Source organism: Pseudomonas sp. Tav-5-1A (genome assembly GCF_055755055.1).
On record NZ_CM146901.1, the window covers coordinates 1,845,290 to 1,864,112 of the forward strand.

At 63.8% G+C, this 18,823-nt stretch carries 22 protein-coding genes; 15 read left to right on the forward strand and 7 right to left on the reverse strand.

The features are described from left to right. The 11 genes from AC0J42_RS08300 (at position 1) to AC0J42_RS08350 (ending at position 9,719) form a co-directional block, all read left to right on the forward strand. On the forward strand, positions 1 to 399 hold the full coding sequence (locus AC0J42_RS08300) for a DUF6950 family protein (RefSeq protein WP_473005801.1): 399 nt from the start codon (positions 1 to 3) through the stop codon (positions 397 to 399). Continuing rightward, the gene (locus AC0J42_RS08305) at positions 399 to 5,690 is read left to right on the forward strand and encodes a phage tail tip fiber protein (RefSeq protein ID WP_473005802.1); all 5,292 of its coding nucleotides are present in this window, start codon (positions 399 to 401) and stop codon (positions 5,688 to 5,690) included. The genes AC0J42_RS08300 and AC0J42_RS08305 overlap by 1 nt, the downstream gene beginning before the upstream one ends. Beyond that, positions 5,687 to 6,022, forward strand: a complete 336-nt coding sequence (locus AC0J42_RS08310; RefSeq protein ID WP_473005803.1) for a hypothetical protein — start codon at positions 5,687 to 5,689, stop codon at positions 6,020 to 6,022. The genes AC0J42_RS08305 and AC0J42_RS08310 overlap by 4 nt, the downstream gene beginning before the upstream one ends. Continuing rightward, complete coding sequence (locus AC0J42_RS08315) at positions 6,022 to 6,705, forward strand: hypothetical protein (RefSeq protein WP_473005804.1); 684 nt, start codon at positions 6,022 to 6,024, stop codon at positions 6,703 to 6,705. Before AC0J42_RS08310 ends, AC0J42_RS08315 begins: the two co-directional genes overlap by 1 nt. 9 nt (positions 6,706 to 6,714) lie before the next feature. Further along, complete coding sequence (locus tag AC0J42_RS08320) at positions 6,715 to 7,263, forward strand: hypothetical protein (RefSeq protein WP_473005806.1); 549 nt, start codon at positions 6,715 to 6,717, stop codon at positions 7,261 to 7,263. Beyond that, positions 7,263 to 7,580, forward strand: a complete 318-nt coding sequence (locus AC0J42_RS08325) for a hypothetical protein (RefSeq protein ID WP_473005807.1) — start codon at positions 7,263 to 7,265, stop codon at positions 7,578 to 7,580. The genes AC0J42_RS08320 and AC0J42_RS08325 overlap by 1 nt, the downstream gene beginning before the upstream one ends. Beyond that, the gene (locus AC0J42_RS08330; RefSeq protein ID WP_473005809.1) at positions 7,577 to 7,852 is read left to right on the forward strand and encodes a tail fiber assembly protein; all 276 of its coding nucleotides are present in this window, start codon (positions 7,577 to 7,579) and stop codon (positions 7,850 to 7,852) included. The genes AC0J42_RS08325 and AC0J42_RS08330 overlap by 4 nt, the downstream gene beginning before the upstream one ends. Before the next feature lie 74 nt (positions 7,853 to 7,926). Continuing rightward, positions 7,927 to 8,142, forward strand: coding sequence for a hypothetical protein (locus AC0J42_RS08335; RefSeq protein WP_473005811.1), 216 nt, complete (start codon positions 7,927 to 7,929; stop codon positions 8,140 to 8,142). Positions 8,143 to 8,203: 61 nt separating this feature from the next. Then, complete coding sequence (locus tag AC0J42_RS08340; protein WP_473005813.1) at positions 8,204 to 8,731, forward strand: HNH endonuclease; 528 nt, start codon at positions 8,204 to 8,206, stop codon at positions 8,729 to 8,731. Then, positions 8,728 to 9,156, forward strand: coding sequence for a structural protein (locus AC0J42_RS08345; RefSeq protein WP_473005814.1), 429 nt, complete (start codon positions 8,728 to 8,730; stop codon positions 9,154 to 9,156). The genes AC0J42_RS08340 and AC0J42_RS08345 overlap by 4 nt, the downstream gene beginning before the upstream one ends. Beyond that, positions 9,153 to 9,719 (forward strand): lysis system i-spanin subunit Rz, encoded by a 567-nt coding sequence (locus AC0J42_RS08350; RefSeq protein ID WP_473005815.1) that lies wholly within the window; start codon positions 9,153 to 9,155, stop codon positions 9,717 to 9,719. The genes AC0J42_RS08345 and AC0J42_RS08350 overlap by 4 nt, the downstream gene beginning before the upstream one ends. 440 nt (positions 9,720 to 10,159) lie before the next feature. Here the strand turns inward: AC0J42_RS08350 and AC0J42_RS08355 are convergent, their stop codons facing one another. The 3 genes from AC0J42_RS08355 to AC0J42_RS08365 form a co-directional block, all read right to left on the reverse strand. Further along, on the reverse strand, positions 10,160 to 10,663 hold the full coding sequence (locus AC0J42_RS08355; RefSeq protein WP_473005816.1) for a GNAT family N-acetyltransferase: 504 nt from the start codon (positions 10,661 to 10,663) through the stop codon (positions 10,160 to 10,162). A 340-nt stretch (positions 10,664 to 11,003) separates the two neighbouring features. Next, positions 11,004 to 11,396, reverse strand: coding sequence for a hypothetical protein (locus AC0J42_RS08360; RefSeq protein ID WP_416423100.1), 393 nt, complete (start codon positions 11,394 to 11,396; stop codon positions 11,004 to 11,006). 36 nt (positions 11,397 to 11,432) lie between these two features. Then, entirely contained in the window at positions 11,433 to 12,632 is a 1,200-nt protein-coding gene (locus AC0J42_RS08365) for an MFS transporter (protein WP_473005817.1), read from the reverse strand. A gap of 105 nt (positions 12,633 to 12,737) precedes the next feature. On the opposite strand from AC0J42_RS08365, the gene AC0J42_RS08370 reads away from it, so the two are divergent. Then, positions 12,738 to 13,658, forward strand: coding sequence for a LysR family transcriptional regulator (locus tag AC0J42_RS08370; RefSeq protein ID WP_473005818.1), 921 nt, complete (start codon positions 12,738 to 12,740; stop codon positions 13,656 to 13,658). Here AC0J42_RS08370 and AC0J42_RS08375 read toward each other — a convergent pair. After that, positions 13,610 to 14,359 carry a 3-oxoacyl-ACP reductase family protein gene (locus AC0J42_RS08375; protein ID WP_473005820.1) on the reverse strand — a complete coding sequence of 250 codons (750 nt, stop codon included), beginning with the start codon at positions 14,357 to 14,359 and terminating at the stop codon, positions 13,610 to 13,612. The two genes, AC0J42_RS08370 and AC0J42_RS08375, sit on opposite strands and share 49 nt — an antisense overlap. A gap of 124 nt (positions 14,360 to 14,483) precedes the next feature. Between AC0J42_RS08375 and AC0J42_RS08380 the strand changes: the two genes are divergently transcribed. Beyond that, complete coding sequence (locus AC0J42_RS08380) at positions 14,484 to 15,404, forward strand: LysR family transcriptional regulator (protein WP_416423104.1); 921 nt, start codon at positions 14,484 to 14,486, stop codon at positions 15,402 to 15,404. Positions 15,405 to 15,578: 174 nt separating this feature from the next. On the opposite strand, the gene AC0J42_RS08385 is transcribed toward AC0J42_RS08380, so the two are convergent. After that, positions 15,579 to 16,061 (reverse strand): GreA/GreB family elongation factor, encoded by a 483-nt coding sequence (locus tag AC0J42_RS08385; protein WP_473005821.1) that lies wholly within the window; start codon positions 16,059 to 16,061, stop codon positions 15,579 to 15,581. 1 nt (position 16,062) lies between these two features. Further along, a complete protein-coding gene (locus tag AC0J42_RS08390) occupies positions 16,063 to 16,431 on the reverse strand; it encodes a hypothetical protein (RefSeq protein ID WP_473005822.1) in 369 nt (122 codons plus the stop codon). A gap of 103 nt (positions 16,432 to 16,534) precedes the next feature. On the opposite strand from AC0J42_RS08390, the gene earP reads away from it, so the two are divergent. Both earP and AC0J42_RS08400 read left to right on the forward strand, forming a co-directional pair. Beyond that, positions 16,535 to 17,668, forward strand: a complete 1,134-nt coding sequence (gene earP, locus AC0J42_RS08395; protein WP_473005823.1) for an elongation factor P maturation arginine rhamnosyltransferase EarP — start codon at positions 16,535 to 16,537, stop codon at positions 17,666 to 17,668. Positions 17,669 to 17,715: 47 nt separating this feature from the next. After that, positions 17,716 to 18,285 (forward strand): elongation factor P, encoded by a 570-nt coding sequence (locus AC0J42_RS08400; protein ID WP_008370499.1) that lies wholly within the window; start codon positions 17,716 to 17,718, stop codon positions 18,283 to 18,285. A 77-nt stretch (positions 18,286 to 18,362) separates the two neighbouring features. On the opposite strand, the gene AC0J42_RS08405 is transcribed toward AC0J42_RS08400, so the two are convergent. Continuing rightward, positions 18,363 to 18,782, reverse strand: a complete 420-nt coding sequence (locus AC0J42_RS08405) for an organic hydroperoxide resistance protein (protein ID WP_416423108.1) — start codon at positions 18,780 to 18,782, stop codon at positions 18,363 to 18,365. Positions 18,783 to 18,823: the final 41 nt, after the last annotated feature.

An 18,823-nucleotide genomic window follows, 5' to 3' on the forward strand; every position in this document is an offset into this window, starting at 1 on the left:
ATGCGAATTCGAGATTGGTCCACCGCGCTTCACGACACCATCAAGGCCGCCTTCGAGCGGCCTTTTTCATGGGGCGAATTTGACTGCTGCCTGTTCGCGGCTGACTGCGCCGTTGCGGTATGCGGGACCGATCCGGCAGTCCTGTACCGCGGCAAGTACTCCACCGAGACCGCCGCCAAGCGGCTGCTCAAGCAGAACCACGGCAGCCTGGAGGCAGCCTGGGATGCGTGTTTCGCCCGGGTACCACCGGCCTTCATCCAGCGCGGCGACGTGGCGCTGTATGAGGGCCCAGGCGGGCGCAGCGTGGCGGTGTTCTGGGCCAACGAATATTGGTCCGTCACAGAAATCGGGGTAGGGCGCATCGCCTGTACCCCGCTGGCGGTGTGGAGAGTCGAATAATGGGCCAAGCGGTTTCCAAAATTGCCCAGGTTGCGGTCGGGGCGGTCATCGGTTTTGTTCAGGGCGGCCCGATGGGTGCGGCCATTGGCGCCGGCCTGGCGCTGTATGTCGCCACCCAGCAGGATGCCCTCAGCACCAGTTCCTCCCTACGTGACAGCGAGCCCTCAGCGCAGACCGTGCGGTCGTCCAAGGCGCCGATCCGTTTCATCCTCGGCCGGGCCAGTACCGGCGGGGTGCTGGTGTGGGCCCAGGAGCAAAGCGGCACCCAAACCACAGGCGAACTGGTGCACTTGGTATACGTGCTCAGCGAGGGGCCGGTCGACGCCCTGGAGGATATTTTGCTGGGCGAAGAGTCGATCAGCACCTTCGGCGATGACGCCACCTATGAGCTGGTGGTGAACCCCACGGCCGTGAACGCCTTTCTGTTGGCCAACTGCCCGGACTGGAAAGACACCCAGATTGGCCGGGGCCTGTCGTTTGTGCGGCTGTCGCTGCGCTACAACGCGGAGAAGTTTCCCTCCGGCATACCCGATGTGCGCTTTGTCGTGCGCGGGCGCAACGATATCTACGATCCGCGCTCGGGCGCCGTGGGCTACTCGCAGAACACCGCGCTGCACGCGCTGTGGTATCTGCGCAACCGCTGTGGCATCCCCGACGACGAAATCATTTTTGAGACCTTCGCCAGCGCCGCGAACGTCTGCGATGAGGCCGTCACCAACGCCGACGGCACCGTCAGCCAGCGCTACACCTCGTCGTGCGTAATCGGTGCCGATGAACAGCGGACCTCGGTCATGCAGAAGCTGGAAGCGGCCTGCGCCGGCAAGCTGATCCGTGTGGGCGGCCGGTGGATGCTGCAGGTGGGCGCGTATTACGGCCCGTACGATTTCGAAATCACCGAAGACATGGTGGTGGGCACCATCACCGGCGGTACCGAGCCGACCAACGATGCCGCCATCAACACCGTGCGCGGCACTTTCATCGACACCACCCAGGCGTGGGCCGAGACCGACTACCCCGAGGTGGTGGTGGACGACTGGGTCACCCAGGACGGCGGGGAAGCGGCGGAGACGCTGAGCTTTTCCTACGTCACCGACCCGTACCAGGCACAGCGCTTGGCCAACATCGAACTGCGCCGCCGGCGCGCGGGTGGCACCATCAGCCTGCCCATGCACTTCGCCGGCTACAACTGCAGGCCGGGCCGCGTGGTGCGCTTGAACCTGCCGTCGCTGAACATCCTGGGCGAGTTTATCGTCACCAGCTGGAACATGGGCGCGACCGAGGGTTGCACCGTAGCCCTGGCCCAGTATGAGCAGGCGATTTTCGGCGATGCCGTGGGCCAGCCGTACAACCCGCTGGGCTTCATCAGCCTGCCGGCCGGCGGCCTGGGCAGCCCAACAAACCTTGCTTGGGCGCCCAGCGATCACGCTGAAGTTGTGCAGGGTGTGCTGTCGTGGACTCAACCAGCCGGGATCGTGACTGAATATGCCGTTGTAGTGCGCCAGGGCACAGCGGTAATCCAGGCGCAGACGTTGCCGGCGCCGACCACCCAGGCGAATATCGCGGCCCTACCGGCTGGCAACTACACCATGGGCGTTGCCAGCGTCGGCCCTCTGGCGCGCTCAGGCGAAGTTACCATCAGCGTCAGCATAAGCGGTCCGCCAATCCCCGAAGCCTGCGTGGTTCAGTCGACCATCGACGCGATCACCCTGATTCCCAGCAACACCCTGCACGGGCTGAACGGCGGCACCTACGAATATTTCTTCAGCACCAACGCGCAGGATTCCGCTGCTGAAGCCGTTTACCTGGGCCAGGGGCTGAGCTTCACGCACACGGGCCTGGCGTTCTACACCAACTATTACTACTTCGTCCGCTCCACCAACGCCTACGGCAAGAGCGCATTTCTGTCCGTTCCGGCGGCCACGTCCAACGACGTTTCGGCCTTCCTCGCGGCGCTGGGGGGCAAGGTCAGCGAAACAGAGCTATCGAAGGAGATCAACGACCAGATTGACCTGATCTCTGGCCCGGCCAGCCTGCCAGGCTCGGTCAACAGCCGTGTGGAGGAGGCGAAACAGGCCGCCACGGACCAGGTCCAGGCCGTGAGCGATCAACTCGACGTTGTGAACGGGCAGGTGTCGGCTGTGCAGGACTCGGTGACGGAGATCAACGCTCAGGTCGCCGAGCTCAACCAGCAGGTCAACGACATCATTGATGCTGCCGAATACCAGGCGGACAAGGCCTACGATGCTGGCGCCTCCACTCGCAAGGACGGCCGCCTGTACCAGGCCAAGATCGCGGTACCGGCCGATGCCACCGGTGCCAAGGCGCCACCGAACAGCACTTACTGGTTGGACGTGGGGCAGATCGTCAGCGATTCGAACGGCCTGGCCGCGCGCATCAGCACTGCCGAAAGCAAGATCACCAGCATTGAAGGGGTGAACACCAGCCAGGGCACGGCCATCACCGGCCTGCAGAACTCGCTGTCCGGTAAAGCTGACGCGTCGGCGCTGGACGCCCTGACGACTCGCGTCACCTCGTCTGAAGGCAGCCTCACCAGCCAGGGCAACCGCGTAACTTCGCTGGAGAACAGTGTCAACAGCACCACATCTGGCTTGGCGACGAAAGCCAGTACCACGGCACTCAACAGCCTGGCCGGCCGCGTGACGGCCGCCGAGGGGACGCTGACCTCGCAGTCGACGGCGGTCACCAACCTGACCGCTGCAGTCAACGGCCTGGGGGCCAGTGGTGTGAACCTGCTGCCGGGGGAATACTCCGTCTACAGCGCCACGCTGCCGACACTGGCCGGCACCAATTTCACGGCAACGGCAGTTGCTGATGCGGTGGCGCTGCGTGGCTACGCGCTGAAGTTGGACTGGACGACAACCACCACCACCTTGGCCGTGCACTTCAGCACCGGCGCGACGGTGGACGGCTGCAACATGTCGTTCAAAAACCAGAAATACATCGTCTCCTACTGGGCCAAGGCCAGCGTGTCAGGGCACCAGGTGGCGCAGTTCTTCCGCGAGGTGCAGGCTGACGGCGTCACCCTGGTCACTGGCCCGGCTACCTTGGTGACGCTGACGGACGCCTGGGCGCGCTACTCGGTGGTGGTGGATATGAGCAATACCACCACGTTCACCGGCTCCAAGATGCAGATGTCCTTCCAGATGAACCGCTCTGGCGTGGCCAACCGCTCAGTGTGGCTGGACCGGATCATGGTCGAGCCGGTCGTCAACGGCGTCACTGAGCCATCGGCGTTCGTTCCGGGCAGCAGCTACGACCAGAGCGTGGCGAACGCCTCCGCGACTTCGAGCCTGGACGCCCGGGTAACGGCGGCTGAAGGGGTAAACACCAGCCAGTCGAGCCAGATCGTTTCGCTGGGCAACAGCCTGACGACCACCAACAGCAATGTGGCGGCCGCGCAGACTGCGGCGACCAACGCGGCGACCCTGGCGGGCTCAAAGGGCAAGGTGCTGGTGCAGGCCGATACGCCGGCCGCCGCTGATCAGTTGGCGCAGAACCTGTGGATTGACATCACCGGTGGCGCGAACACGCCCAAGCGGTGGAACGGCAGCGCCTGGACCGCGGTGACCGACAAGGTGGCGACGGACGCCGCTGCTGCGGCTGCCAATGCCCTGGCCGTGGCCAACACCAAGGCCAGCGCCGACAGCGTCACGGCGCTGACTAACACGGTGACTCAGCAGGGGAACACCATCACCGCGCAGGGCAACTCGCTGACCAGCGTCCAGGCGGCTGTCGGCACGCTCGGTGCCAGCGGCATCAACCTCCTGCCGGCGGAGTACACGGTGTTTGGCCCGACGCCTCCCGCGCCGCTGACCACCGGCACCTTTACGGTGGCCACCGAGGCGGATGCGCTGGCTATGCGCGGCTACGCGCTCAAGTTCACCTCGACGAACACCACTGGCACCACGGTGACCTTCGGGGCTGCACTGACGGCAGCGGCCTGCAACATGTCGTTCAAGGCCCAGAAATACATCGTGTCGTACTGGGCGAAAGCCAGTGTGGCCGGTCACCAGATCGCGAGCTACCTGCGCGTGCTGAACGCCGACGGCACGTCTTTCAACACCGGCCCGGCCACCCTGGTCACCCTGACGGATACCTGGGCGCGCTATTCGGTGGTGATGGACGTGTCGAACGCGGCGACCTACTCGGGCAACCAGTGCCAGCTGAGCATTCAGCTCAACCGGTCGGCGGTGAACGGGCGGGTGGTGTGGTTCGACCGCATCATGGTCGAGCCTGTGGTGAACAATGTCACCGAGCCGTCGGCATTTGTAATTGGGGCCAGCTACGACCAGGCCGTGGCCAACGCTTCGGCCACATCTGCGCTGGATGCGCGGGTGACCACTGCCGAGGGGACGATCACCAGCCAGGGGAGCAGCATCACCCAACTCACCAACTCGGTGGCGTCCAAGGCCGACAACAGCGCGCTGCAAGCGCTGACTTCGACCGTAACGCAGCAGGGCAGCACGATCACCAGCCAAGGCTCGGCCCTGACCAGTCTGACGAGCCGGGTAACAGATGCCGAAAGCGTCAACGCCGGGCAGGCATCGGCGATCAGCTCCATCGATACCCGGGTGACCAGCACCGAGGCGGCCATCACCGCCCAGGCGCAGCGCACGGACGGGCTGTTCGTGCAGATCACGCCGGACTACACGGGCGACGATGACTGGAACGTGGGCGAGAACACCGTCTACGCTGGTACTGTCACGGTGCAGTCGGTTCTGGCCGACGCTACTGGCGCGGTGTCGCGCAAGGTGGACACCGTGCAGGCCCAGGTCAACGACACCAACGCGGCTGTGCAGCAGGTGAGCCAGGCGCAGGTGACGGCTGACGGCAAGGCCTCGGCCATGTGGGCGGTGAAGCTGCAGGTCAATGCCCAGGGCCAGTATGTGGTCGCGGGTATCGGCGCCGGCATCGAGAACGTGGCAGGGAAGCTGCAGAGCAACATCATCTTCCAGGCCGACCAGATCTCGTTTGCCAGCCCCAAAGGGGACGGGACGTTGACCTATCCGTTCATCATTTCGGGTGGGGTCAACTACCTCAACTCGACCTTCATCCAGGACGGCACCATCACCAACGCCAAGATCGGCAACTACATCCAGTCCAACAACTTCGTTGCTGGCTCTACGGGGTGGAGGCTGTATTTCGACGGGACGTTCGAGATCAACTCGGCGCTAGGTGGGGGCGGCCGGCAGGTCATCAATGGGGCCGGCGGCAAGGTTTTTGACGCCTCCGGGATCAAACGCTACCAGTGGGGGAATTTGGACGCATGAGTTATGGAATGCGGATCTGGGGCGCCGACGGCGCGCTCCAGATCGATGAGACCTCGTTCACCATGCGGGTGGTGTATTCGACCTTGGTCAATTTCACGGAGACCACCCAGGCTACCAGAACGTTTTCTGTGCCCGGGGTGACCACGGCCAATGCCGTCGCCGTGTGCATCCCCGTGGGTGCCTACGACAACGACGTACTGCTGGCCTTCCAGTATGAAACCGAGCTGCTCACGGACCAGGTGAAGGTCTACAACTACAACCGCGGGTACGCCGCCAGCACGGCGTCACGCAATTCCGGGAACCAGCGCCTGCTGGTCATAAGGTTTTCCTGATGGGCTACGGAGTCGAGTTCACCAACGACAGCAACACCGTGGTGTTGGATTCGGTCTACGCCCGGCTATGCGTCATCTGCAGCGGGCGTTACGCGCCCACGCAGGAGTCGGGACTGGGTTCGGTGACCACATTCCCCGTGGTGATCACCACCCAGGAGCCGCCGCTGATCTTCTGCCGGCCCGACAACTCGTCGGTCCCGGCGAGTATCAGCATGGTGCAGCCGTACGGATCGCCAGGCGCTTGGACTGGGTTCTACCTGCGCACTATCGACGTCAACTATGCCCAGCCAAACGGCAAGTATTTCGCGGCTGCCTTCCAGGCCAAGCCGCTGGCTTCATTCGGCATGCGGCTGTGGGACGAAACCGGGGCGCTGATCTTCGACTCGGGCACGCCGTGCGCGGTCTTCACCCGCGCGCTGCAAAACTGGACTTTCGTGAGCTCCACTCCCAACAGCGCGAACGGCGCCTACGACAACCTCTATACCGTGCCCACCACGTATCCAGCCAACGAGTACATGCTGGTCAACAACTTCTCCATGAAGATGGCAAACGGCTCAACGGCGGGGCGGATCATCAAAAACGTATGGGACTTCAGCGGCAGCACCATGAAGGCCGTATTGACCGGTACGTCAAACCCCACCGCCTTCTACCTTCCAGCCCTGTTCGCCAAGATCAATGTCTAAGGACTCTGCATGGCCAGACAAGTTATCGACCTGACCACCGTTCAATCGAACGGCAAGAAGGGTGAGGCCGCCACCACGGCCTTCAACAAAATCAACCTATCCCTTGCCGAGTTGTATGCCTGGCTCGGTGGGGACACGCTGCCCTCCGTCATCCCTGTGGCGCGGGGCTTCGCTCGATCGAATATCCTGGGCTCTGTGAGCCAGGCCAGCGGCGTGCCCACCGGCGCGCTCATTGAATCGGGCAGCAACGTCAATGGGCGCTACGCGAAGTTTGCCGACGGCACCATGATCTGCATGGGCGTGATGCCTGCGGCCTACACCACGTCTTCGTCGCTGGCCGCACCGATCTACATGAGTGGGGTGTGGGCATTCACCTTCCCGGTCGCCTTTGCCTCAGTTCCGTACGTTACGTTTGGGGTTAACTCAGCCTCTGGCAACCCATGTTGGCCGATCAGCGACACCACCCTCACCGTCAACGGGGGCGGGGTAAGGGCAGCGTCATGCCTGTCCACCGCCACGGCCACAATTTCCTACGTCGCCCACGGGAGATGGTTCTGATGATCATTCGCTTATCACCTCAGCGCCGGGAGGACAGTCTCGAGATCATCTGCAATGGTGACGTGCTGACCCTCAACAGTGAGCAGTTTGACCTGTCCCAGGTTCAGGAAGGGGACACGCTCCCGGCGTCGGCCATCACCTCCGGCTGGTTCGCCGGCGATGTGGACCGCACCAACGGGGAATTGAGCCTCACCTTGATCCTGCCGCTGCCGGCGAACTACAGCCAGGAGCAGGCGTTTCCGGTGCCCATCATCGTGAGCGCAGACGGCCCCGTGGCGCTGCCTCAACCTCTGCCTGAGGAGGCAATCGAGCAATGAACATCGACTGGAGCCAGCTGATCACCAAGGCAATGAAGGACGCGGCCGCGCTTGAGCTGCAGGTGGCGATCACCACGGCAGAAGTGGCGCGGCTGCGCGGGATCGCCGACCAGGCTGTTTCCGACCTGCAGGACGCCGTGGACACCGACCAGGCCACGGACGAGCAGCTGACGCTGCTGAAGGACTGGAAGAAATACCGCGTGCTGCTCAGCAAGGTACCCGCCCAGGCGGGGTATCCCACCGAAGTCGATTGGCCCGCTGCCCCCACCTGATCCCTATTTAGGGAAAGCCTACCCGCCATCGAGCGGGTTTATTTTTGCCTAAATTCTGAAACCGGAGATCCCCCATGCCCTTCATCGTCATCAACTCGGCCAACGCTTTCGACCCGGCCAACCAGCAGACCTTCGCCACCGTCGAGGAGGCCGACGCCAAAGCCCGCGAGATCCTGGCGGCCCAGCCCCAGGCGACCGTGCGCACCGCACAGCTGATCAGCACCTACAGCGCCCAGGTCACCGTCACCGCCACGCCCGTGCCGGATGCCGAGCCCGACACCGCAGCCTGATCCCGGCCCGCCCACCACCGCCCGCCACTGCGCGGGCTTTTTTTCGTCTGGAGAAAAGTACATGCCAGAACCTACTTGGGCCGTCATCGACGGCTTTGGTGACTACGACGTTGCCAGTGATGGCCGCGTGCGCAGCCGACGCGGCGGGAAATGCCGAATTCTTACCGGCACCGTTACCTCACTCGGCTATGTCGCATTCATCCTGCGCGAGGATCACACCGGCAAACCTTACAGGCGTTTATCACATCGGCTGGTGGCCCATGCATTTCTGCCGAAGCCCGAGGTGGGCCAGACTGACGTTTGCCACAACGACGGCAACCCCCCCAATAACCGGGTGGACAACCTGCGCTGGGATACCCACCAGGCCAACCAGATGGATATGCGTCGCCACGGCACCATGCAGGACGGTGAAAAGTGCGTGAGTGCAGTTCTCACCGCTGCCCAGGTGCTCGATATACGCGAGACGATTTCCAGGGAAGGGCGCGGATCGGGGCGTCGCATGTGCAAGAAGTACGGCGTCTCACCCGGCCAGATCAGCCGCATTAAAAATGGCAAGAGCTGGGCATCATTGAGCGAGGTGGCCGCATGACCCCAACAATCCCCCGCGGTGTTCGCTGCAACAATCCGGGCAACATCGACTACAGCAAAACCAACAACTGGCTGGGCCAGCTCCCCTACGATCCGGCAATCGAATCCCGCTTCTGCCGTTTCGATACCGCCGAGAACGGCATCCGCGCCTTGGGCAAGCTGCTGCAGACCTACTTCAACAAGTACGGTCGCAAGACGGTTCGGGCGCTCATCACGCCGTATGCGCCGAGCTTTGAGAACGACACCGAGGCCTACATCAAGGCGGTAGCGCAGCGCTGCGGGCTTGCCCCGGACCAGGTGATCACCAACATCAAGGATCCTGTGGTGTTGGGTGCGCTGCTGCGCAACGTCATCAAACACGAATGCGCCAACTACGAGTACCCGGACGCGGTGTTCAATGAAGGCCTGCGCAGGGCACTGGTATGAGCGAAACCGCGATCAAGTGGGTCGTGGCCGCCGGCCTGGTGCTGCTGCTCATGGCTGGCAGCTTCTACGTAGCCTGGGCCTGGCAGGCCAACAGCTACGGCAAGCAACTGGCCGCGCAGTCGGCCGGGTACCAGGCGGACCTGACCGCCATCAACAATGCCGGCGCCGCGCAGACCAGCAAGGCCTTGGCCCAACAGCAGGCGGCCGAGCAGAAGGCTGCCGATATCGACGCCCAGCGCACCCAGGAGAAAACCGATGCTCTCGCCGAAAACGAAACCCTGCGCCAACGGTACGCCGCGACCCAAGCTGCCAATGACAAGCTGCGCGCTGATGTTGCTGCTGGCACTCAGCGGCTGCGGATCGCGGGCAGTTGCACCGCAAACGGTAGCGGTAGCGGCGGGGTGCCCAGTACCTCCAGCACCCCCGGCGTGGGCAATGCAGGAACAGTCGAACTCAGTGGAGAAGCTGGACAAGCTGTTTTCGATCTCCGCGCCGACCTCATCCGCGAGCGCTCAGCCCTGAGGGCGCTGCAGGACTATGCGAGGATCTGTCATCCGGGTTGATACTGAGGAGTGGATGGGGGAGCGGATGAAAGGTTCGAACGGCCATGCCCGCCAGCACGACCGCCCTAGCCTTAAACTGTCGCGAGTACGATAGCAGCGATTAGACCAAGTACAACAGCGGTGACCGGGTCGAGACCGTGAGAGCAGAGCTCCCCGACTACGCTGCCAAACGCCGTGAGGCGTCCAGCCAAAGCTGCTGAACCAGCCTGATTCAAAGCACCCATAGGTGTCCTCCTCTAAGCTGTTCTCCAAGTCTCATAAAGCAGTTGGCGAGGAGGTTCAGACTGTCTCTGCCTATTTCCTTTTTCCGCTCGCGCGGGGTTTCCAGGAGGTCGGTGGCAGATACCCAACTGGACCGTTTGCAGCACGACTCAGGTCATCGTGTGGCTGGCATTCAGATAGTGGCGGAAAGATATCAAATGGATCCTCCTTGCGAAAGGCTAATTTGAGGATCGCTTGGTAGCGAAGCGGGCGGTATACCGTACCGCCGGTCGCCCCGAAAACTGGTCAGTTATTTTTTCCTGGGGGCTATTAAAAACCGCTCCTGCAACGCTTATAGAAGGTGCATTCTCCTCATCTATCACCGCCTCTACATAGATCTCTCTATAGCCGACGTTGCCTGCCTGGATGGTTTGATCGGCAATTACGTCGCTCAAAATCTGTTTCGCGTAACCTTGATTGCGAAAATCCTCCGGGACAGCGTAACCGAGAGCAACGCATGGGTTGCCCTCGATTTCCCCATTCATTACGCATGCGACAAAGGCTTTCACAGTTTTTTTATCTGAGCTGAGGCGGACATACGTTAAACGCTGCACACCAGGCGTAGGCTCATCCACATGGCTATAAAGATTTTCGAAGTTTGGAACAGGGCCGATGTCCAATATCCCGGCCCGCAAAGCAGCCTGGAAGGAGATCATTCCAACATGAGGGTCCACCATTTCCATTTGCTATCATCCTTGTTTGGCGTGTAATGGAATATATCTAGCACAGGTGGTGGCAAAATGCCTGTTCTGAGGGCCTGGTAGCCGATCGCGTTTAGGGCAAATTTAGGGCAAAACCCAGTCCTTCACTGTCCGCCCCTGTCCTCGCGAGTTTCGCGAAGCCCCCGTAAAATGTGGACTGGAGCGGACTGGGGTGGCGACAAATAGGGTTCGAATCCCTTCTTCACCGCCATATTCGATACGCAAGAGACCCCTGAAACGGCAACGTTTCAGGGGTTTTTTGTTTGTGTCGCGTTTGTGTGAGCAAGATGGGTAGCCGATCGGCTACCGGGAGAGAGCTTCCTTACGCATGCAACCCCTGCAACCTCCCATTCAACTTCGAAAACGTCCGGCTATCTGCCACCGCCGTCAGTTTGCGGCCGTCCTTCAAGGTGGCGATGAACGTCACCTGTTCTTCCTTGCCGCCCAGCCACAGGCCCGCCACCAGCCCGATGGGGCCGGCGACCAGGGCGCCGGCGAAGCCCCAGCCGATGGCGCCGCCCAGGCTGCGGTTGACCTCGTGGTTGGCGACGGTGATGTTCTTGATGCGGTTGAGGGGGATCCGTTCCCCGGGGGAAGGGTGGTTGGCAGTCTTGAGTGTGAGCGATCCATTGCTGTACTCGCCTTCGCACTGCAAGAAATCACCGGCTTTTATTGTCAGCTTCATGGTGGGGATTTCCAGGTTGAATGCATTCATTTTCAAACCTTTGGAATAGCTCAACGCTGACGCAAGTCAATGTCGCGCGACGAGAGGCGACGATTTCGGGCTGCTGCGCCACAGCCACAGGCCGAGGGCCAACAAGCTGATGGCGGTGCCTGCGGCGACGATGCCCGGCCAGCCGAAGCGGCTGAACAATTGCGTGCCGAGGGCCGAGCCCATGGCGCCGCCAATGAAGTAGCAGGTGATGTAGCCGGCGTTCAGGCGGTTGCGCGCCTGGGGGCGCAGGGCGTAGACGGCGTTCTGGTTGCTGACGTGGGTCAGTTGCACGGCCAGGTCGAGGATCAGCACGCCGGCCAGCAGGGCCCACAGTGATTGCCCGGCGAGTGCCAGGGGCAGCCAGGCCGCGAGCAGGGCGGCGAGGCCGATGAGGGTGGCCAGGTTGCCCTTGCCGCGGTCGGCCAGGCGGCCGGCAGCGCTGGCAGCCAGGGCGCCGGCGGCACCCGCCAGGCCAAACAGGCCGATGGCGGCATCTGAATAGCCATAGGGCGGGGCGGCCAGCAGGAACGCCAGGGGTGTCCAGAACAGGCCGAACAGGCAGAACGACAGCAGGCCCAGCCAGGCGCGCAGGCGCAGCACCGGTTCTTCCACGAACAGGGTCAGCACCGAGGCCAACAGTTGCGGGTAGCTGAGCCCGGCCGACTGTTGCCGGCGCGGCAGCGACAGCCCCAGGGCAATGGCGCACAGGCTCAGCAACGCGGCAGCCAGCAGGTAGATGGTGCGCCAGTCGGCCAGTGAAGACACCAGCCCGGCCGCCGTGCGCGCCAGCAGGATGCCCAGCAGCAGGCCGCTCATCAGCGTGCCCACCACCCGGCCGCGATGCTCGGGCGCCGCCAGGCTGGCGGCCATGGGCACCAGCACCTGGGCCACCACCGAGAACAGCCCGGTCATGGCGGTGCCCAGCAACAGCAGCGGCAGGTTGGGGGCGAAGGCGCTGATCAGCAGCCCGGCGGCGCTGAGCAGGGTCATGGTGACGATCAGGCGGCGCTGCTCCAGCAGGTCGCCCAGGGGCACCAGCAGGAACAGCCCGGCGCCGTAGCTCAGTTGTGCGGTGATGACGATGGTGCCGGCGCTGGCGGCGCTCAGGCCCAAGTGCTGGGCAATGGTGTGCAGCAACGGCTGGGCGTAATAGTTGCTGGCTACTGTAAGGCCGGTGGCGATGGCCATCAGCAGGATCAGGGCGCTGCTCAACGGTTTTTCACGGGGCGAAGACATGGCGGCTTTCCAAGGCAGTGGCAGTCGGGGCAAGTATCGGTACTGGCTATCCATGACACCAATGTATTGTTGTCATCGAAATGATCGTGAAACGAGATGGGTGCCATGAACCTCAAGCAGATCGAATACGCCCTGGCGGTGGCCGACGAAGGCAGCTTCACCCGCGCGGCGGCGCGCTGCCACACGGTGCAGTCGGCGCTCAGCCACCAGATCGCCCGGTTGGAGCGCCAGCTGGGTGCGCAATTGTTCGAGCGCACCTCGCGGCGGGTGGCCTTGACCCCGGCGGGCGAGGCGTTCGTGCGCAGCGCCCGTGCCGCGCTGGACGCCACCCGGCGCATTGGCGACGACGTGGCGGCGGCCTGCGGCCAGGTGCGCGGGCGCTTGAGCCTGGGCATGATCTCGTCGCTGACCGGGTTGGACCTGGTGGAGCACATCGCTGCCTTCCACCAGCAATACCCCCAGGTGGATATCCACCTGAATGTGGGGCGCAGTGAATGGATGGTGGAGGAGGTGCGCGGGCGGCGCATGGACGTGGCCATGATCGGCGTGTGGCCGGGTGCGCCGGTGGAGGGGGTGGCGCTCAGGGCGTTGGTGGATGAAGAACTGGTGGTGGTGCTGGCGCCGGGGCATCCGTTGGCGGCCGCGCAGCGCTTGTTGTTGGCGCAGTTGGCAGATCAGCCGTTGGTGGATTTTGCGGCGGGCACCGGCGCGCGGCGGCAGACGGACGAGGCGTTTGCGGCGGCCAACCTGGCGCACCGGGTGCAGTTCGAGATCACCGACATGCGCCTGGTGGAGCAATTCGTGCGCCGTGGCCTGGCGGTAGGGCTCGTGCCTGCCGCCGTGGCCCAGGGGTTCGAAGGGGTAGTGGCGGTGCCGATCAGCGATGCGCCGGTGCGCCGCGTCTACGCCATCTGGTCGAACACCCCGACCCCGGCCGCCCAGGCCTTTGTCGCGATGCTCGAACAGACCTTGGCCGATCAGGCGCCGAAGCCACCGTCGATGGTCAGGCTGGCGCCGGTGATGTAGCCCGCTTCCGGGCCGGCCAGGTAGCTGACGAAGCTGGCGATCTCGTCGGCATGGCCGTAGCGTTTCACCGCCATGAAGCCCAGCATGATGTCGGCAAAGTCGCCGTTGGCCGGGTTCATGTCGGTGTCCACCGGGCCGGGCTGGACGTTGTTGATGGTGATGCCGCGCGGGCCGAGGTCGCGGGCCAGGCCTTTCACCAGGCCCACCAGCGCCGATTTGCTCATGGCGTAGGCGGCACCGCCTTCAAAGGGCATGCGGTCGGCGTTGGTGCTGCCGATGTTGATGATGCGCCCGCCGTCGCCCATGTGCCTGGCAGCCGCCTGGCTGGCGATGAACACGCTGCGCACGTTGACGGCGTAGGTGCGGTCGAAGTCTTCCAGGCTGAACTCGGCCAATGGGCCGAGGGCCAGCACGCCGGCGTTGTTGACCAGGATGTCCACGCGGCCGAAGGTTTGCACGGTCTGTTCCACGGCGCCGCGAATGGCGTCGGCGTCGGCGCTGTCGGCCTTGATGGCCAGGGCCTTGCCGCCCTCGGCGGTGATGCTGTCGGCCAGTGCCTGGGCCGGGGCCTGGGAGCTGACGTAGGTGAAGGCCACGGCAGCGCCTTCGCTGGCCAGGCGCTTGACGATGGCGGCGCCGATGCCGCGGGAACCGCCTTGTACCAAGGCCACTTTGCCGCTGAGTTTCGCTTGATTCGACATGAGGGTGCTCCAGTTGCCAAGGCGGAATGCCTTGGTTGATGGGTTCAGTATCGACTGCTGATTATGCTGCCGGTAGACCATGGTTGAGATAGGCTGTGTAAACCAATGGTATCGAATGGCGGCCATGGAAACCTTCAGCAGCATAGAGTGTTTTGTCCGCAGCGCCGAAGCCGGTAGCTTCGCCGAGGCGGCGCGGCGCCTGCACCTGACTCCCGCAGCGGTGGGCAAGAACGTGGCGCGGCTGGAAGCGCGCATGGGCGTGCGCCTGTTCCAGCGCAGCACCCGGCGCTTGACCCTGACCGAGGCGGGGCAGCGCTTCCTCGCGGAGGTCAGCGCCAGTTTCGGGGTGATCCAGAATGCCGTGGCCAACTTGGCCGGCGCCCAGGGGCAGCCGGCGGGCACCTTGCGGGTCAGCATGGGCACGGTGTTCGGGCGCCTGTACGTGGTGCCGCTGCTGGGTGAGTTCCTGCGCCGTTACCCGGACATTGCCCCGGACTGGCATTTCGACAACCGCCAGGTCGATCTGATTGGCCAGGGCTTCGATGCCGCCATCGGCGGCGGGTTCGAGCTGCCCCAGGGCGTGGTGGCGCGCAAGCTGGCGCCGGCCCATCGGGTGCTGGTGGCGTCAGCCGGCTACCTGGCGCGGCGCGGACCGGTGCGCACCCCCGAAGACCTGGAGCAGCAGGACGGCATCCTGATCCGCTCGCCGCAGACCGGGCGGGTGCGCAGTTGGCCGTTGACCGGGCGCCAGCAGGCGCAGGCAGAATTGCGTTTGCCGGCGCGCATGACCCTCAGCGATTCCGACGCGGCGTGCGTGGCGGCGCAGCAGGATTTGGGCATTGCCCTGGTGAGCATGCCGTTCGCGGTGCCGTACCTGCAGGCGGGGACGTTGCAGCGGGTGCTGCCGGACTGGTACGTGGATGATGGGCATATCTGGCTGTACTACGCCGAGCACAAGTTGCTGCCGGGCAAGACCCGGGCGTTCATCGATTATCTGCTGGAGCAGTTCACAGCCCAGCGCTTGGCCGAGCGTTTCACCGCCTGACGGCTCCCGTACCTGCACTTGCCTTCCTTGCGTGGGAGTGGGCTCTGCCCACGAAAAGGACGCCACCGGGTGTCAGGTATTGCGCAGGGTTCTTTTCGCGGGTAGAACCCGCTCCCACAGGCTATGGAAAAAGCACGGTGCCTGGGGACGCGGCCTGGTGGCCGCTGCTACGGGTCATGTGACGTGGATGACGGTATAGGCCTGGCGCACGGCTGCCACGGTGATGTTGACCTCGTCATCCTCGCGCTTGCCCAGCAGGCTCTGCCCCAGCGGCGAGCGCGGGGTGATGACGGTGACCAGGCGCCCGTCCAGGGTGATCTTCAGGCCAGCCGCCTCGGGCCCCAGGAACAGCCATTGCAGCTGGCCGTTCTCCGCTTCCAGGGTCACCAGCGCGCCGACTTCGATGCCGCGCTGTTCGTCGTATGCTCGCAGGGTCAGCTGCTGGTACAGCCCCTGCGCCTGGCGGATTTCTTCCATGCGCCGCGCCTGCCCGGTGGCCAGGTACGAAGCCTCCAGGCCCAGGGTGTCGTATTTGTTTTCGGCGACGTTCTCTTCGTGGGTCGCGGTTTCGTAGGCGGTCTGGGCGGCGCGCTGCAGCACGTCGAAGTCTTGCGCCAGGCGTTCGACGATCAGCTGCCGCAGGGCGTGCTTGTCCATTTCAGTTGCAGAACTTGAGTGCATTGGTGCGGCTCTTGTCGGTCGGGGCGGTGCGGTCCTGCTGCAGCCAGAACTGGCACTTGGGGTCCTGGTTGTGGTTCTGCGCGTCGCCCTGGCCCTGTTCCTGGCGGCGCAGGTTGTCCTTGTACTGGTCGAACATGGCCGAGCTGTCGTCCGGGGCGCGCATGGCTGGCGGCGGTGGCACCGGGGTGGCCACGGCCAGCGGCGCGTTGAAGAACAGCTTGTAGCCCAGCCAGGTGGTCAGGGCGATGGCCAGGAACCCCAGCCAGATACCCAGGGCAATGCAGCCCACCAGTTGCGCGGGGTTGAGGGTGACGAGCAATTGGCGGTGATTGGGGCGGTAAGGCATGACGGGCCTCCTGGCGGCGCGGGCAGGGTTATGATTGTCTCATGAGCGATGACTTTGCCTCTACAATGCCCGATTTTGCCCGGAGGGCGTGATGGAAGCGAACATGAAAGCCTCCTGGGACATTTTCTGCTGTGTGGTCGACAACTTCGGCGACATTGGCGTGACCTGGCGCCTGGCCCGGCAGCTGGCCGCCGAACATGACGTGGCCGTGCGCCTGTGGGTCGACGACCTGAAATCGTTCGAGCGGCTGTGGCCGGTGGTGCAGCCGAGCCTGGCCAGCCAGCGCCACGAAGGCGTGGAGATTTGCCAGTGGCCGCAGCAGTGGCCCGCCGTGCAGGCCGCCGATGTGGTCATCGAAGCCTTCGGCTGCAAACTGCCGGCCGACTATCGCGCGGCGATGGCCGCCCGCGATGTACCTGCGCTGTGGCTGAACCTGGAATACCTTAGCGCCGAAGGCTGGGTGTCGGGTTGCCATGGCCTGCCATCGCCGCAGCCGGACCGCCTGCAGAAGTATTTCTTCTTTCCCGGCTTTGTCGAGAAAACCGGTGGGTTGTTGCGTGAAAGCGGCTTGCTGGCGCGCCGCCAGGCGTTTCAGGCCGACCCCGAGGCGCGTCGCGCGTTCCTGGCCAGCCTGGGCGTGACGGTGGCCCCAGGCGCCCGGCTGGTGTCGTTGTTTGCCTACGAGAACGCCAGCCTGGCCGGGTGGTTCGACGCCATGGCCGCCGATGCCTCGCCCACCCACGTGCTGGTGCCCCAGGGCCGTGTGCTGGGGGACGTGCAGGCGTGGCTGGCAGTGGATGAGCTGGCGGTGGGCGCCGTGCATCGTCGTGGCGCCCTGACCGTGCAGGTGGTGCCGTTCGTCCGCCAGGACCAGTACGACCTGCTGCTGTGGAGCTGCGACTTCAACGCCGTGCGCGGCGAAGACTCGTTCGTGCGCGCGCAATGGGCCGGGCAACCACTGTTGTGGCACATCTATGAACAGGAAGAGTACGCGCACTGGGAGAAGCTCGAAGCCTTCCTGGCGCTCTATGTCGAGGCCTTGAGCCCGGCGGCGGGGCAGGCGCTGACCGACCTGTGGCGCGCCTGGAACCAGGGCCTGGCCATGGCCGACAGCTGGCGGCGGGTGCTGGAACACTGGCCGGAGCTGGCCGCCAATGCCCGCCAATGGGGCGAAAAGCAGGCCGCTCAGCCTGATCTTGCGACGGCGCTGGTACAGTTTTACCGAAATTGGATATGATACGCGGCCTAGATTTTTGTAAATCCATCCAAATTCGGATATTCGCAATGAAAACTGGTAAAGAGCTTAAACCCGGTACCGTGATCCGTATCGACAACGACCCTTGGCTGGTTCAGAAAGCTGAATTCACCAAGTCGGGCCGTAACAGCGCGATCATGAAGACCAAGCTGAAGAACCTGCTGACCGGCTACAAGACTGAAACCGTCTACAGCGCCGACGACAAGCTGGACGACGTGATCCTGGATCGCAAGGAAGCCACCCTGTCCTTCATCAGCGGTGACTCCTACACGTTCATGGACACCACTGACTACACCATGTACGAGCTGAACGCCGAAGACATCGAATCGGTACTGCCATTCGTTGAAGAAGGCATGACCGACGTCTGCGAAGCCGTATTCTTCGAAGGCCGCCTGGTTTCCGTTGAGCTGCCGACCACTATCGTGCGTCAGATCGACTACACCGAAGGTTCGGCTCGTGGCGACACTTCCGGCAAGGTCATGAAGCCTGCCAAACTGAAGAACGGCACCGAGCTGAGCGTTGCCGACTTCATCGAGATCGGCGACATGATCGAGATCGATACCCGCGAAGGCGGTTCGTACAAAGGTCGCGCCAAGTAATTCTGGCCCTTCCTGCGTAACAAAAAGCCCGACCATGAGTCGGGCTTTTTTGTGCCTGGGATTTGTGCGCCGCAGGCTTACACCGCCACGTGCAGGCGAACGTCGACATTGCCGCGGGTGGCGTTGGAGTACGGGCACACCAGGTGGGCGGCGTCTACCAGCGCCTGGGCGTCGGCTTGTTCCAGGCCCGGCAGGCTGATGCGCAGGTCGATGTCCAGGCCGAAACCGCCAGGGATCTGGCCGATGCCCACTTCGGCGGTGATGCGGGTGTCGGCGGGCAGGGCGCGCTTGGCCTGGCCGGCGACGAATTTCAGCGCGCCGATGAAGCAGGCCGAGTAGCCGGCGGCGAACAGCTGCTCAGGGTTGGTGGCTTCGCCGCCGGCGCCGCCCAGTGCCTTGGGGGTGGCCAGTTTCACGTCAAGGATGTTGTCGCTGGACACGGCGCGGCCATCACGACCACCGGTAGCAGTTACGGTTGCGGTATAGAGCGTTTGCATGGTGACACCTCAAGGCTGAATGTTTGGGGGTGTTGTCTGGG